The organism is Micromonospora mangrovicola (genome assembly GCF_047200535.1).
In the GTDB taxonomy this organism is placed as follows: domain Bacteria; phylum Actinomycetota; class Actinomycetes; order Mycobacteriales; family Micromonosporaceae; genus Micromonospora.
Genome location: NZ_JBJZOG010000009.1, coordinates 32,387 through 45,664 on the forward strand (window position 1 = coordinate 32,387; position 13,278 = coordinate 45,664).

Sequence of the window (13,278 nt, forward strand, 5' to 3'; positions counted from 1 at the left end):
ACGGCATCCCCGCGGACCGCTAATAGAGAACGCCTCTGCACGGTCCAACTGGTGGGAGGTACCCCTTCCTCTCACCGCCAGCCCGGACGCCCCTCCTGAGAGCAGCCGGGCATGCCTGCACCTGTCGGAGCCGACCGTGGACGACGTCGCCGCGCTCACCGAGACCACCGCCGCCGCCTACGTCGGCGCCGCCGCCTTCCGGGTCGGCGTGCCCGGGCACGTCGGGGTCGAACTGGAATACCCGGTGCGCGATCCGGCGTACCCGCTGGACCGGCCGTCGGTCGCGCGGCTGCGGGCCGCCGTCGCCCACCTCGGCGATCCGCTGCCCGGCGGCGGACGGATCACCGTCGAACCCGGCGGTCAACTCGAACTGGCCTCGGCGGTCGGCGCCACCGGGCAGGCCTGCCTCGCCGCCACCGCGGCTGACCTCGCGCTCGTCCGGGCCGCGCTCGCCGCGGACGGCCTGCTGCTCGACGGCACCGGGCTCGACACCGCGCGCCGGCCACGCCTCGTCACCGAGGACCCCCGCTACCTCGCGCTGGCCGCCTACCACGACCGGGTCGGCCCGAAGGGCCGGGAGGTCATGTGCAACTCCGCCTCGGTCCAGGTGTGCCTCGACGCGGGTGACGACTCCGACGGATGGACCGGGTACCGCCGCCGCTGGTGGCTCGCTGACGCGCTCGGCCCGGTGCTGCTCGCCTCGTTCGCCAACTCTCCGCACCGCACCCGCTCCGGTGTGCGCTGGGTGTCCCGACGGCAGGCGCTGCGCTTCGGCACCGACGCCACCCGGACCCGGGCGCCCCGGCACCTCGCCGACCCGCGCGGCGCGTGGACCCGCTACGCCCTGGCCGCACGGGTCGCGATGATCGCCCAACCCGATCCGCTGCCCTGGCTCGTACCCACCGGTCTGACCATGCGCGACTGGCTGCGCGGCCACGGGCCCCGGCCGGTGACGCTCGACGACCTGGAACGCCACCTCGGCACGCTCGTCCCGCCGGTACGGCCCCGCGGGTACCTGGAGTTCCGCATGATCGACCAGCAGCCGGGCGACGGCTGGGTGGTGCCGGTGGCCGTGGTCAACGCGCTGCTCGACGACCCAATCGCGGCCGAGGCGGCCGCGGTGGCCACGGAGCACCTGCGGTCGCCGCTGCGGCGGCACCGGGACTGGCTGACCTCCGCCCGCGACGGGTTGGCCGACCGGGCGCTCGCCGTCGCCGCGCTCGCCTGCTTCACCGCCGCCGCCGACGCCCTGGCCCGGCAGGGCGCGTCGGTCGAGGTCCGGCAGGCCGTCGCCGACTTCATCGACCGGTACGTCGCGCGCGGTCGCTGCCCGGCCGACGACGCGCGCGCCGGCGCCTGCGCGTTGCTGCCGTCCTGAGGCCGGGCGTCCGGTCAGGTCGAGCCGAGCGTGATCACGATCCGCGTGCCCTGCCGGCCGATCTCGAGGACGGTCCGGTCCGCGACCGCGTCCGACCAGTTCTTCAACGCGCGGGCCAGCGCGTCCAGGCCGGTGTTGAACGCCTCCTTCGAGCATTCCCGCCACCACGGCGCGACCTCGTCCTTGACCGCGTTCCACGCCTTACGCAACGCCGGCAACGACCACCCCAACGCAGGAGTGAGCGCCCCCTCGGGAACGCCGTAGGAGCGTTCCGCGGCCCGCTGATCCCACACCGCCCTCACCCGAGCCAACGCCCAGTCGTGCGCCACCCGGGCCGCACCAGCATGCGCCAGCACCGACCGCTGCTGCCTCAGGGTGAGATCAAGCGCGAAACGATACGCCTGCATACTGCGCACACCCACCCCCACTCACCCCTCCCGCGATCAGTGTTGGCGACGGGTACGACACTCCCGTAACCCCCCGCCCGAGCACCGCACCAGAACACGCCTTGACCACGAGCGCGGCCAGCGTGACGCCCGACGGCGGGTAGAACACCGCCACCGAGGACGGGTCCAGCAGCGCCCACGGCACCGAGGCGGCCAGGGCGTACGCGACGAGGACCGTGGCGGCGATCGCGAGCGTGCGCCGCAGGGCGGGATACCTGAGGGCGGCGACGCCGGCGTCGGCCGGCATCCCCACACGTACCGTCATGGACAGACCATGCACACCACCGGTCGGCCGATGAGCCGCCCTCCGGTCGAGCTTGCCGGCGTCCGGATCGAACAACCGCGCCGAGGAAGATCGTCTGCCCTGGCCGGTGCTCAGGCCACGCCCAGCCAGATCAGGCTGACCAGCCCGGCGAGCAGGCAGTAGACGGCGAACGGGGTCAGCGTGCGGGTCTCGAAATAGCGGGTCAGGAACTTCACCGCGGCGTACGCGGACAGGCCGGCGGCGATGCTGCCGGCCAGCACCTGGCCGCGGATGCCCGCGCCCAGGTCACCGAAGAGGTCGGGCAGCTTGAGCACCCCGGCGGCCAGGATCACCGGCGTGGCCAGCAGGAACGAGAACCGGGCGGCGTCCTCGTGGGTGAACCCGCGCAGCAGGCCGGCGGCCATGGTGGCCCCGGAACGGCTGATCCCCGGCAGCAGGGCGAGGACCTGCGCGGCGCCGACCAGCACCGCCCCGCCCATGCTGCCGGCCGCCAGCCGGCGGTCGGAGGCCAGGTCGACGGCGGCCTGCGAGGCGCCCGGGGCGCCGGCCGCCGCCGACGCGAACACGGTGCCCCCGTCCTGCGCCGCGCCGATCCGGACCGGCACCGGGTCGCCGGCCCGCGCGCCGACCGGTTCCGCCGTGGCGGCCCGCCGCCGTAGCCGTTCCGCCCCGAGCAGCAGCAGTCCGTTGAGCATCAGGAACACCGCGGCCGGCGCCGGCCGGCCGAGCACGGTCCGGAACGTGTGCTCCAGCAGCAGCCCGGCCAGCCCCACCGGGACCGTCGCCAGAATGATCATCCAGGCCAGCCGCTCGTCCGGGCCGGTCACCCGACGGTGCCGCACCGACGAGACGAAACCACGGACGACGCGTACCCAGTCGCGCCAGAAGAAGACCAGCAGGGCCAGCGCGGTGGCCACGTGCAGCCCGACGACGAACGCCAGGTACGGCGACTCCGGCGCGGTGACGTCCAGGTCGCGGGCCCACCGGCCGCCGATCAGCGCCGGCAGGATCACGCTGTGCCCGAGGCTGGAGACCGGGAACAGCTCCGTCACGCCCTGCAGGGCACCGATGACGAGCGCCTCCGGGTAGGTCAGGCCGTTGCTCATCGATTCTCCTTCGAAGGATCCGTGGTGGTGGCGACCGGCCGGTGGGCGTGGTCGAGCACGGCGTCCGCGCACCGCTCCGCCAGGCCGGCGGCCGCCGTGCCGGTCAGCAGTAGCGCGGAGAGCGTGAGCGCGGGCAGCAGGCGCCGCCGGGGCGCTGCGCCGAGCAACGCGGCGACCCGGCCCGGCACGCCCCGGTCCGCGCCGGCCAGGGTGGCCGCCGGCGCCGCTGACCCGGCGGTGAGCAGCGCGGTCCGGGCCAGCGCGCGGGCGGCCAGCCGGCGGTCGGCGACCGTCCCGGCCGCGTCCTCGTCGGCCCACCGCTCCACGCCGTCGCGGACCGAGCGGGCGATCGGGCGCAGCAGCGGGTTCGCCGCGGCGGCGAGTTCGGCGGCGATCACGTACCAGGCGTGACCGTGGCGCAGGTGGGACTCCTCGTGTGCGACGACCACGCGCAGTTCGGCCGGGGCGAGGCGGTCGACCAGCCCGCTGCTGAGGATCACCCGTCCCGCCGGGGGCGGGGTGCTGAACGCCTCCGGCCGTTCGGCGGCCAGCACCGTCAGGCGGTCGGTGCGGGGCAGACCGGCGCAGGCACGGCGTACCGCGATCATGGCCCGCACCCGGCGGGTCGCGAGCGCGGCGGCGCGGGTGGCGGCGGCGAGCGCCGCGACGGCCAGCGCGACCGCGATCGGGCCCGGCACCGGCAGCCCGGCGCGCAGCGCCGTGCCGGACCAGGGGCCGACGGTGACCAGCGCCGGGAGTTGGGCGAACCAGGGGAGCGCGACCAGCAGGGCGAGCGCGGTGCCGCCGCCGGCCACGGCGGCGGCCGTCGCGGTGAGCAGCCGGGTCGCGGTGGCCGGTGGCAGCCGGCGGGCCAGTGCCGGCGCGCAGCCGGCGCTGAGCAGCCAGGCGACGGCGGCGACCAGGGCGGCGCTGATCATCATGCCGCCCCGTCGGCTTCGGCGGCGGTCAGCAGGGCGACGAGCAGTTGTTCGTCGTCGGGGGAGAGGGCGCCGACGAACCGGGTCAGCACGGCGGTGCGGTCGCCGCCGTCGTCCAGCAGCCGGCGCATCCGCCGTGCGGTCAGCTCGGCCTCGTCGCCCACCGGGCGGTACGTGTACGCCCGGCCGGTACGGATGCGGGTGAGCACGCCCTTGGCGGCCAGCCGGGCGAGTACGGTCATCACCGTGGTGTAGGCCAGTTCGCCGTCGAGGCGTTCGCGCACCCCGGCGGGGGTCAGCGGGCCGGCGGCGCCGGCCAGCGCGGCCAGCACCTGCTGTTCGAGGCCGCCGCGCGGCCGGCGTACGTCGTCCATGCGTCCCTCCTCGGCGCCCCCGCCAGACTACTACCAAGTTTGTAGTAGCTCGGCGGGGACGGCGAGGAGGCGCCGTCAGGGGGCGACGTAGGCGGGCACGTTCGCCGCCACGATGTGCTGGTGGAACGTGAAGACGTCCGGGTCCCGCGGGTCCACGGTCGCGCCGACCCAGTGGTTCTGGTCGCTGCCGAAGGTCTGCACCCGAGTGAAGTTCTCGATCGTCTGGCCGGCCCTGTCGGTCAGCGGCTTGTCGATCTGCAGGAAGTGGCTGTCGCCGTTGACCAGCACCACCTGCCCCGCGAAGCCGATGCTCAGTCGGGCCAGCCGGGTCTTGAGGTCCGCGAAGTGCGTCGTCGGGTCGCCGGCCGACCACATGTCCGCCTGAACGACGATCATGACCGCTGCGGAGTGCGTCGCCCCCGCCGCCGCGAAGCCCCGCTCCAGCCAGTCCAGGTCGGCGGCGTTACGGCCGGCGTACTCGGCCGCGTCGCCGTCGACCTGCGTGCCGGCGGCGTCGAACTGCGGCGCGTTGTTGTCGCTGCCCGGCACGTTCAACCCGAGGTACGTCACCGGGCCGTACTGCCAGCGCACGTTCTCCGGGTAGCCGGCCTGCCGGGCCAGCGCCAGGGTCCGCCGGCCGAACGAGTCCGGGCCGGCGGCGAACATCCGGCGGATCAGGGCCAGCCGCTCGTTCGGGTCGTACGCGCCGTTGCTGGCCCGGTCGCAGTCGGTCCACTCGTTGTCGCCCGGCACGTACACCAGCGGGGCGTCGAAGGTGTCGAAGTTGGTCACGGCGGCGTCGTAGATCGGCTGGTCGCACCGCTCCTTGCCGTTCTTGATGTCGCCGTCGAAGGTGGTGAACGCGACCCGGTGGGCGTTGACGTCCGCGATGACGCCAGGGAACTGGGCCCGACCCGTGTCGCCGTACGGCATGTCGCCGATCAACGCGATCTCGTAGGGTCCGTGCCGCCGGTCGCCCCGGTCCTCGGCGTCGGCGCCGCTCACGCCGGCCAGCAGCGACATGCTCGTGGTGGCCGCCGCCGCCACCGCCAGTACGGTTCTTGCCCGCATGCAGACTCCTCAGTCAGGTGATCCGACCGGAGTCCACCCGGCGTCCGTGGCCGCCGGTTGGCGGGCCGGTGACCACGGCCTGAAATTCACTACCAACTTCGTAGTAGTGGCGGCCGTGGCGCTGGCATGCACGGTCAGCCGTGGCCCGCCCGGTGGCCGGCGTGAGCGAGGCACTGCCGGACGACGCGGGGCTCCTCGTCCGCGAGCCGGGCCGGGACCCGCTGCGGGGGATAGGGTCGGATGCCGTGCGGAGCAAACAGGAGTTGAGCGAGGCAATCCGCCGCGACCGGCGCGTCGCGCTGGTCGTCAACGCCCACTCCCGCCGCGGCCGGCGGCTCTACCAGGTCGTCCACGACCGGCTGCGCGCCGCCGGTCTCACCCTGCTGCACGGGCATCCGGTCGACCGGGCCGGCGCGCTGGACCGGGCCCTGGCCGAGGCCGCCGACCTCGGGCCGGACCTGCTGGTCGTCGGCGGCGGCGACGGCACGATCGGCGCCGCCGCACGGCTGCTCGCCCACCGCGACATCGCGCTCGGCCTGCTGCCACTGGGCACCACCAACAACTTCGCCCGCACCGTCGGGATCCCACTCGATCTCGATGCGGCCGTCCGGGTGCTCACCGCCGGCAAGGTGATCGACGTCGACCTCGGGCTGATCGGCGACACCCGGTTCACCAACCACGTGGGCATCGGGCTCTCCGCCGACATCATGCTCAGCGCGCCGCCCCGACTGAAATGGCTCGCCGGCCGGCTCGCCTACCCGGCGACCGCCCTGGGGCTGCTCGCCCGGCACCGGCCGCTGCGGGTCACCGCCCGCGCCGAGGGGCGCGAACACGCCTTCACCACCCACCAGGTGTACGTCGCCAACGGCGGCTTCCACGCCGGCCGCCCGATCACCGGCGACGCCGACGCCGACGACCGGCTGCTGGTGGCGTACCCGGTCGGCGGTCCGACCCGGCGGGGGCTGCTGCGCGCCACGGCCCGCAACGCCGCCACCGGCCACCGCCGCACCCTCCGCGACGAGCCCTTCCTCGCCGTGCGCCAGCTCTGGTTGGAGACCGACCGACCGGCGCGGATCGAGGTGGACGGCGAGCCGTACGGGCAGACCCCGGTCCGCATCGGCCTGGACCCGAACGCGCTGCGGATCATGGCCCCGCCGGACAGCCCGGACCGGTAGCCGCCGCCACACCCGCGACCGACACCCGCAGCGGCGGGTTGATCCCGACGCCGGTGGGTAGCCGCCCCGGTGATGCCGCCCCGGGTGGGCGGCGGGCGAAGGGGTGACGGTGACGCAGTTCGCGCTCTACGTGGCGGGCCTGGGGCTGGTCGCGGTCCTCGCGGTGCTCTCCAACCGGCTCGCCGACCGGTTGCGCCTGCCGGCGCCGGCACTGTTCCTGTTCGCCGCGGCGATCCTGTCGGACCTGTACCCCCGCCTCAACGAGCTGTCCCTGTACGCGGTGCGGCACCTGGTCGAGATCGCGCTGGTGCTGATCCTGTTCAGCGGCGGAATGGACATGGGCTGGGCGAAGCTGCGCCCGTCACTCGGGCCGGTGCTCCTCGTCGGCGTGGTCGGGACGCTGCTGACCGCCGGGGCGCTCGCGGCGGTGCTGCACCACCTGTTCGGGTTCGACTGGCTGGCGGCGCTGCTGGTCGGCACCGCCCTGTCCCCGACCGACCCGGCCGCCGTCTTCTCCGTGCTCGGCCGGCGCACCGTGGTCGGGCGCAGCGGCGCCATCCTCGAGGGCGAGTCCGGCGCGAACGACCCCGTCGGCATCGCCCTGATGGTCAGCCTGCTCGCCGCCGGCACCTCGGCCGGCTGGCCGGCGGTGGCGTCCGGCGCGGGGGAGTTCGCCCTGCAACTGACCGTCGGCGCGGCCGTGGGGTTGGCCGGCGGCTGGCTGATCCTGCTGCTGATGCGCCGGGTGGTGCTGCCGTCGGAGAGCCTCTACCCGTTGCAGGTGCTCTTCGCCGCCGTGTCGGTCTACGGCCTGGCCACGCTCGCCCGGGGCTCCGGCTTCCTCGCGGTGTTCCTGGCCGGGATCGTGGTCGGTGACGCGCGGGCCCCGTTCAAGCGGGAGATCCAGCGGTTCCAGGGCGCGTTGGCCAGCCTCGGTGAAATCCTCGCGTTCGGGCTGCTGGGGCTGATCGTGTCGCTGCGCAGCATGGTCACGCAGCACGCCTGGTGGATCGGCCTCGCGCTCGCCCTGCTCCTGACGTTCGTGATCCGGCCGGCGGTCGTCGGCGCGCTGCTCAGCGCCGTACGGCTGCGCTGGGGGGAACGGATCTTCGTGGCCTGGTCGGGGCTGAAGGGCGCCGTCCCGATCCTGCTCGGCACCTTCATCCTCACCGCCCACCTGGAACAGGACCTCCGGCTGTTCGACATCATCTTCGTCGTGGTCGGCTTCTCGATCGTGGTGCAGGGCGGCCTCGTCCCGCTGGTCGCCCGCTGGTGCCGGGTGCCGATGCGCACGATCCCGTTGCAGCCGTGGATGGTCGGCATCCGGCTGCGGGGCGAGCCGGTGGGGCTGCGGCAGTACGTCGTCGAGCCGGGCGCCCCGGCGGACGGCCGGCCGCTGTTCGAACTGAGCCGCGACGAGGGTGTCTGGGTGAGCCTGGTCTCCCGCGACGGCGAGCAGGTGCGGCTCGGCCGGGAGACCGTGCTGTACGCCGGGGACGAGGTGCTGATCGCCGGCGGCGCGCCGCCCGAGGCGGAACGGCTTTTCACCGGGCCGGCGGACTGACGCTGCCGCCGGTGACCGAATCGCACCGCCGCCGGCGACGCTCCTTGGCCCCGTCGACCGGATCACAAGGTCCCGGACCGGACAGCGACCGCCCGCGCGGTCAATCCCGGCGGTCCTCGTCGGGGACGGGGATCTCCCGGTTCTGCTCGACGGCGTCGGCCGGGGTGAGGTCGTCGCGGACCGCGCGGGCGAGGTCGGTGCGGTCGCTCGGCGGAGCCAGCACCCCCTGCTCCGCCAGGTCGGCCTCGGACGCCTCGGGGACCGCGTCGGAAACCCGGTCCGGGGGACCGACCACAGTCTCGTCCTGCCGCTGCTCGACGGCGTCGGCCTCCGGTGGCCGACGCAGCGGATCGGCCGGCTCGTCCCAGTCGCTCATCGCAGCTCCCTGCGGCTCCAGTCGGGTACGCGGAAGCGCTGTGTACCCGCCGCGGCGGCGGTCATGCGCGGCCGGGCCCGTCAGCGGCGGGCGTGGACCCGGCGGCCGTGGCCGGGCCGGTCGGAATGGTCGACGCCCCGCGATCACGAAACCGGTGTCAGCGGGTCCGTTCCACGAACGGGGCCGTCTGGTCGGCGACCTCGCCGTACTCGGCGGGAAGCTGGGTGACGACCTGCCCGTACGCCTCCGGCGACAACGCCTCGCGAAGGACGTCGAACACGGCCGTCACGCCGTCCTTCGCCTGGTCCACCTCGACATCGGCGCGCCCGCCGACCCGTTCCACGAAGACGTCGAGCCCGAACCGCTCGGCGGTCTCCCCGGAGGCGAAGGCGTACGGCCGCAGCCCGGCGGGGAGGTGACCGGCCAGGTCACGCGCCTCGCCGCCGTCGATCCGTTCCGCCAGGGTGGTCAGCGTGGCCCGGGCGAGGGCGGTCGCCTGCTCCGACGACGTCCCGGTACGCTTCGCCACCAGGCCGATGAACTGGTTGTCGTCCATCGTCAGGGCCCTTCTCTCGGCTGGATGCCCGGTCTTCCCCTTCCACGCCCCGGCAAACGGGACCAGCGCGTGCAGCGCGACCAGGGGCACCACACCCGCCGGGTACCAGAGCAGGTCGACCGGGTCGAACTGCACCCCGAGCACCAGCCGGGCCAGCAGGCTGCGCGCCGACAGCGCGGCCGGCACCCCGGTCAGTTGGAAGGTCTCCATCGCCCAGCACCAGGCGACGGCCGCAGCCCCCGCCGGTACCGGCCGCAACCGGGGCAGCAGGAGGAGCACTCCCGCGTACGTCATCGAGGCGTACAGGGCCGTGCCGGAGTACTGCTCCAGCCGCCCGTCGGCGAGCGCCCGGATGGCCAGCGCCACCGCCAGGAACAGCCCCACCGCCGCCAGCATCAGCAACCGGAACCGGAACCGGATCATCCGGCGATGCTACGGCGACGGCGGCCCCCGGGACGCCCCGGACGCCGCCGTGCCGAGCGGTTCAGCGGTAGACGTGCACCCGCACGCCGACGCCGATCACCGACCAGAGCCGGTTCATCGCCGGGATCGGCACCCGCACGCACCCGTGACTGGCCGGGTACGCCGGCACCGACGTGGCGCCGTGCACCGCGTAACCCCGGTAGAAGTAGTTCGGCCGCCACAGCAGGCCCAGGTCGCTGCGCCGCCAGCCGTCGATCCGTCGCTGGATGGTGTAGTTGCCGGTCGGGGTCGGGGTGCTGGCCTTGCCGCTGGAGGCGTCCAGGATCCGTACCACCGACCCCCCGCGGGCCAGGTACAGGACCTGCTTGCTCAGGTTGGCCTCCAGCGAATAGCCGGTGTGCGTGTACCTCGGCTTCGGGACGACCGGATGGTCGAGGGCGGCCCAGGTACGGGGACCGACGATGCCGTCCCGGGCGAGGCTGTTGACCTTCTGGAAGGCGACCACGGCGTGGAAGGTCGACGGGCCGAAGATGCCGTCGACGCCGCCGACGTCGTAGTGCAGCGCGGTGAGGCGGCGCTGCAGGGTGGTCACCGCGGCGCCCCGGGCCCCCTGATGCAGGGTCGGTCGGCTGGTCGCGGCGGCCAGCGTCACGGCGGGGAGCGTGCTGCTGCTGTCCCCGGCGGGCGACACCAGGGTGGTCGGCACGGCCAGGCCGGCGGCCAGGAGGAGGGCCATCCCGAGCGCGGCGCGCGGACCGGGACGGCGGATGGTGGGTGATGAGACGGGACGCATGGCCCCTCCCTTCGCGAACTCGTGCCCCGACGGTAGTGCGCGAATGCGAGGGCGTCCGCCCCGGACGGTCGACTGTGGAGGAAGAGTTCAGGCCACCCGGGGCGTGGGCAGGATCGCCAGGCGATGCGCCGTACCCGTGATGTCGCCGGTGCGCTCCACCGACGGTGCCGGCACCTCGGCCGCGCCCGCGACGGCGGCCGGACCCGACCCGCCGGCCGCGCCGGGGTCCGGCGGGGCGGCGGCCTGCCGCACGTCGGTGAGGAGTGCCAGGAACCGGTCCACGTCGTCGAGCGGCATCCGGAAGGAACCGCGGCAGATCGTGCCGCTCCACAGCGACAGCACCACCGCGCCGCGGTCCGGGTGGAAGCTGACCCGCATCGTCCGGTCCTCGCCGCGCAGGTCGGTGAACAGGTCACCGAAGCTGGGCATCGGTCGCACCTCTCCCATCCACCCAGCATGCCCGCTCGCCGCGCGGGCGGGAAGACCTCGACGTGCCGGTGCCCGGGGGCGCAGGTAGCGTGCGGTGCGGAAAACGCAGCGCAAGGAGGCCCCGAAGTGCAGACGACGACCGTGGACGTGCCCACCCGCGACGGGGTCGCCGACGCCTACCTCGCCCGACCCGACGGGGCGGGCCCCTTCCCCGGGGTGCTGGTGTTCATGGACGCGTTCGGTCTGCGCCCGCGGATGGCGGAGATGGCCGAGACCATCGCCGCCCGCGGGTACGTGGTGCTGGTGCCCAACCTGTTCCACCGGTTCGGCCGGGCACCGCTGGTCGACCTCTCCGGGCTCGGCGACGAGGCGCAGCGCGGGGCGCTGTTCCAGCAGATCTCCCCGATGATCGGCGCGCTCACCCCGGAGGTGGTGGCCCGGGACACCGCCGCGTACCTGGACTTCCTGACCGGGCAGCCGGACGTCACGCCCGGCCCGGTCGCCATCACCGGCTACTGCATGGGCGGCACGAACGCGCTGCGGGCGATCGAGGCACACCCGGACCGGATCGCCGCGGCCGCGGCCTTCCACGCCGGGCGGGTGGTCACCGACGCCCCGGACAGCCCGCACCTGGGCGTCGGCTCGGTCACCGGGGAGCTGTACTTCGGCCACGCCGACCAGGACCCGTCGATGACCGCCGAGCAGATCGCCACCCTGGAGAAGGCCCTCGACGCCGCCGGGGTCGCCTACACCTCCGAGGTCTACCCCGGGGCCCGGCACGGCTACACCCAGTCGGACACCCCGATGTACGACGAGGAGGCCACCGAGCGGCACTGGGCCGCCCTGTTCGACCTGCTGGAGCGCACCTTCCGCCGCTGACCGGCCGGCGGGTCGTCCGGCCCGGACCCGCCGGCGAGCTGCCGGTCGCCCTGCGGCTGGGACCGCCGGGCGACACCCAGCCCATCGCCGAGCTGAGCACACAACCGGACGATTCACCCGCCCCGCGCCGGGTAACCGCCGCCATGGCCGACGACCGCCGCACCGACACCGTCCGCTCGCCGCTGGACGCCGTCGCCGAGCGGGGTGGCCGGGCGGTGGACCGGGCCCGCGCCCAGGGTGGTCAGGCCGGCCGGTTGCGCCTGCGCCAGTTGGAGATCACCACCGTCATCGCCGTACAGGCCGGGGTGGCCGCCGCGCTCGCCGCCCTGCTCGCACACCGCCTGCTCGGCCCCGGCGCGCACGTCTTCGCGCCCGCCGCCGCCGTCGGCACCATCGCCACCGCGATCGGCCAACGGGCCCAGCGCACCGTCGAACTGCTCATCGGCGTCGGCCTCGGCATCATCGCCGGAGACCTGCTGCGCTTCCTGCTCGGGTCGGGCTTCTGGCAGACCGGGGTGGTGGTCGCCCTGGCCATCGCCACCGCGCTGCTGGTCGCCGGCCGCGGTGGCGCCCTGGTCGGCCAGGCCGGCGGTACGGCGGTCCTGATCGCCACCCTCGCCCCGGTCGAACGCGGCCTGGAACTGCCGCGGATCTTCGACGCCCTGGTCGGCAGCGCGGTCGGTCTGGCGGTGGTGGCGCTGCTGCTGCCGGTCAATCCGCTGCGGGTGCTGGACCGCGCGGCCGAGCCGGTCTTCGCCGGCCTCACCGCCCGGCTCGACGCGATCGCGCAGGCCCTGGACCGCCGCGACGCCGACGCCGCGGTCCGTGCGCTGGAGGACCTCCGCGCGCTGGACGCCGACATCGGGCGGCTCAACGAGGCGCTCAGCGGCGCCGACGAGGTGGTCACCATCGCCCCGGCCCGCTGGCGCCGCCGCGCCCAGTACCACCGGTACGCGAACGGCACGCAACACCTGGAACGGGTGATCCTCTACGCCCGGTCGGTGGCCCGCCGCTCGGCGACCGCCCTGCAGTACGGCGAGCCGATCCCGGCGCAGCTGCCCGCCGCCGTCGCCCGGCTCAGCGAGGCGCTGCGCGAGCTGCGCCGGGAGTGCCGTGTCGGCAGCGAGGACCTGATCGGCACCCGCCGGCTCACCCGGGAGAGTGCCGAGCTGGCCGGTGAAGCCTGGGCCCAGGGTGTCCGCACCTTCGGCGACGGGCTGATCACCGACCTGCGTACCGCCGACAGCGAGCTGTTGCGCGCCACCGGGTGCGCGCCGGTGGACGCCAACGGGATGGTACGCCGGGCGGCCGGCGCGGGGGAGGCGGCGCTGCGCCCGCCAGCCCGGGCGCGGATGATGCGGCCCGAACAGCACACCCCACGACAGCGGCGGCGGACCCGGATCCTCCGGCGCGGCCGCGGGCGCCGACCGGACGCGTCCCGGCGGCGGACCCAGCGGGGCCACCGACCGGAAACTGGCCGCTGCCACGACCGCTCCGGCTGAATA

15 protein-coding genes are annotated in these 13,278 nt (G+C 74.8%); 5 read left to right on the forward strand and 10 right to left on the reverse strand.

Features of this window, described 5'->3' with window-relative positions:
• Window positions 1-136: 136 nt before the first annotated feature.
• Window positions 137-1,378: a glutamate-cysteine ligase family protein gene (locus ACL02O_RS05990; protein WP_412816943.1), complete on the forward strand. Its 1,242-nt coding sequence runs from the start codon at window positions 137-139 to the stop codon at window positions 1,376-1,378.
• A gap of 14 nt (window positions 1,379-1,392) precedes the next feature.
• On the opposite strand, the gene ACL02O_RS05995 is transcribed toward ACL02O_RS05990, so the two are convergent.
• From ACL02O_RS05995 to ACL02O_RS06020, 6 genes are all read right to left on the reverse strand, one after another.
• Window positions 1,393-1,734: a hypothetical protein gene (locus ACL02O_RS05995; protein ID WP_412816944.1), complete on the reverse strand. Its 342-nt coding sequence runs from the start codon at window positions 1,732-1,734 to the stop codon at window positions 1,393-1,395.
• A 25-nt stretch (window positions 1,735-1,759) separates the two neighbouring features.
• On the reverse strand, window positions 1,760-2,089 hold the full coding sequence (locus tag ACL02O_RS06000; protein ID WP_412816945.1) for a hypothetical protein: 330 nt from the start codon (window positions 2,087-2,089) through the stop codon (window positions 1,760-1,762).
• Window positions 2,090-2,199: 110 nt separating this feature from the next.
• Window positions 2,200-3,195, reverse strand: coding sequence for an undecaprenyl-diphosphate phosphatase (locus ACL02O_RS06005; protein WP_412816946.1), 996 nt, complete (start codon window positions 3,193-3,195; stop codon window positions 2,200-2,202).
• Window positions 3,192-4,136, reverse strand: a complete 945-nt coding sequence (locus ACL02O_RS06010; protein WP_412816947.1) for a M48 family metalloprotease — start codon at window positions 4,134-4,136, stop codon at window positions 3,192-3,194. The genes ACL02O_RS06005 and ACL02O_RS06010 overlap by 4 nt, the downstream gene beginning before the upstream one ends.
• Window positions 4,133-4,507, reverse strand: a complete 375-nt coding sequence (locus tag ACL02O_RS06015) for a BlaI/MecI/CopY family transcriptional regulator (protein ID WP_412816948.1) — start codon at window positions 4,505-4,507, stop codon at window positions 4,133-4,135. Before ACL02O_RS06015 ends, ACL02O_RS06010 begins: the two co-directional genes overlap by 4 nt.
• Before the next feature lie 75 nt (window positions 4,508-4,582).
• Window positions 4,583-5,578 carry a hypothetical protein gene (locus tag ACL02O_RS06020; RefSeq protein WP_412816949.1) on the reverse strand — a complete coding sequence of 332 codons (996 nt, stop codon included), beginning with the start codon at window positions 5,576-5,578 and terminating at the stop codon, window positions 4,583-4,585.
• A gap of 161 nt (window positions 5,579-5,739) precedes the next feature.
• Between ACL02O_RS06020 and ACL02O_RS06025 the strand changes: the two genes are divergently transcribed.
• Both ACL02O_RS06025 and ACL02O_RS06030 read left to right on the forward strand, forming a co-directional pair.
• Entirely contained in the window at window positions 5,740-6,753 is a 1,014-nt protein-coding gene (locus tag ACL02O_RS06025; RefSeq protein WP_412816950.1) for a diacylglycerol/lipid kinase family protein, read from the forward strand.
• Window positions 6,754-6,862: 109 nt separating this feature from the next.
• Window positions 6,863-8,317 (forward strand): potassium/proton antiporter, encoded by a 1,455-nt coding sequence (locus ACL02O_RS06030; protein WP_412816951.1) that lies wholly within the window; start codon window positions 6,863-6,865, stop codon window positions 8,315-8,317.
• A gap of 100 nt (window positions 8,318-8,417) precedes the next feature.
• Here ACL02O_RS06030 and ACL02O_RS06035 read toward each other — a convergent pair whose 3' ends face one another.
• The 4 genes from ACL02O_RS06035 to ACL02O_RS06050 all read right to left on the reverse strand — a co-directional run bounded on the left by ACL02O_RS06035 (window position 8,418) and on the right by ACL02O_RS06050 (window position 10,912).
• Complete coding sequence (locus ACL02O_RS06035) at window positions 8,418-8,693, reverse strand: hypothetical protein (protein ID WP_412816952.1); 276 nt, start codon at window positions 8,691-8,693, stop codon at window positions 8,418-8,420.
• Window positions 8,694-8,850: 157 nt separating this feature from the next.
• Window positions 8,851-9,672, reverse strand: coding sequence for a DUF2809 domain-containing protein (locus ACL02O_RS06040; RefSeq protein WP_412816953.1), 822 nt, complete (start codon window positions 9,670-9,672; stop codon window positions 8,851-8,853).
• A gap of 61 nt (window positions 9,673-9,733) precedes the next feature.
• Window positions 9,734-10,465 carry a L,D-transpeptidase family protein gene (locus ACL02O_RS06045; RefSeq protein ID WP_412816954.1) on the reverse strand — a complete coding sequence of 244 codons (732 nt, stop codon included), beginning with the start codon at window positions 10,463-10,465 and terminating at the stop codon, window positions 9,734-9,736.
• Window positions 10,466-10,552: 87 nt separating this feature from the next.
• Window positions 10,553-10,912, reverse strand: coding sequence for a hypothetical protein (locus ACL02O_RS06050; RefSeq protein ID WP_412816955.1), 360 nt, complete (start codon window positions 10,910-10,912; stop codon window positions 10,553-10,555).
• 108 nt (window positions 10,913-11,020) lie between these two features.
• Between ACL02O_RS06050 and ACL02O_RS06055 the strand changes: the two genes are divergently transcribed.
• A complete protein-coding gene (locus ACL02O_RS06055) occupies window positions 11,021-11,773 on the forward strand; it encodes a dienelactone hydrolase family protein (protein ID WP_412816956.1) in 753 nt (250 codons plus the stop codon).
• A gap of 143 nt (window positions 11,774-11,916) precedes the next feature.
• The gene (locus tag ACL02O_RS06060; protein WP_412816957.1) at window positions 11,917-13,275 is read left to right on the forward strand and encodes an FUSC family protein; all 1,359 of its coding nucleotides are present in this window, start codon (window positions 11,917-11,919) and stop codon (window positions 13,273-13,275) included.
• The last annotated feature ends 3 nt before the right edge of the window (window positions 13,276-13,278 follow it).

Excerpts from the sequence above, each read along its gene's own strand:
- ACL02O_RS06000 (WP_412816945.1), bottom strand. The coding sequence starts at position 2,089 with ATGACGGTACGTGTGGGGATGCCGGCCGACGCCGGCGTCGCCGCCCTC.
- ACL02O_RS06005 (WP_412816946.1), bottom strand. The coding sequence starts at position 3,195 with ATGAGCAACGGCCTGACCTACCCGGAGGCGCTCGTCATCGGTGCCCTG.
- ACL02O_RS06010 (WP_412816947.1), bottom strand. The coding sequence starts at position 4,136 with ATGATGATCAGCGCCGCCCTGGTCGCCGCCGTCGCCTGGCTGCTCAGC.
- ACL02O_RS06015 (WP_412816948.1), bottom strand. The coding sequence starts at position 4,507 with ATGGACGACGTACGCCGGCCGCGCGGCGGCCTCGAACAGCAGGTGCTG.
- ACL02O_RS06020 (WP_412816949.1), bottom strand. The coding sequence starts at position 5,578 with ATGCGGGCAAGAACCGTACTGGCGGTGGCGGCGGCGGCCACCACGAGC.
- ACL02O_RS06035 (WP_412816952.1), bottom strand. The coding sequence starts at position 8,693 with ATGAGCGACTGGGACGAGCCGGCCGATCCGCTGCGTCGGCCACCGGAG.
- ACL02O_RS06040 (WP_412816953.1), bottom strand. The coding sequence starts at position 9,672 with ATGATCCGGTTCCGGTTCCGGTTGCTGATGCTGGCGGCGGTGGGGCTG.
- ACL02O_RS06045 (WP_412816954.1), bottom strand. The coding sequence starts at position 10,465 with ATGCGTCCCGTCTCATCACCCACCATCCGCCGTCCCGGTCCGCGCGCC.
- ACL02O_RS06050 (WP_412816955.1), bottom strand. The coding sequence starts at position 10,912 with ATGGGAGAGGTGCGACCGATGCCCAGCTTCGGTGACCTGTTCACCGAC.
- ACL02O_RS06060 (WP_412816957.1), top strand. The coding sequence starts at position 11,917 with ATGGCCGACGACCGCCGCACCGACACCGTCCGCTCGCCGCTGGACGCC.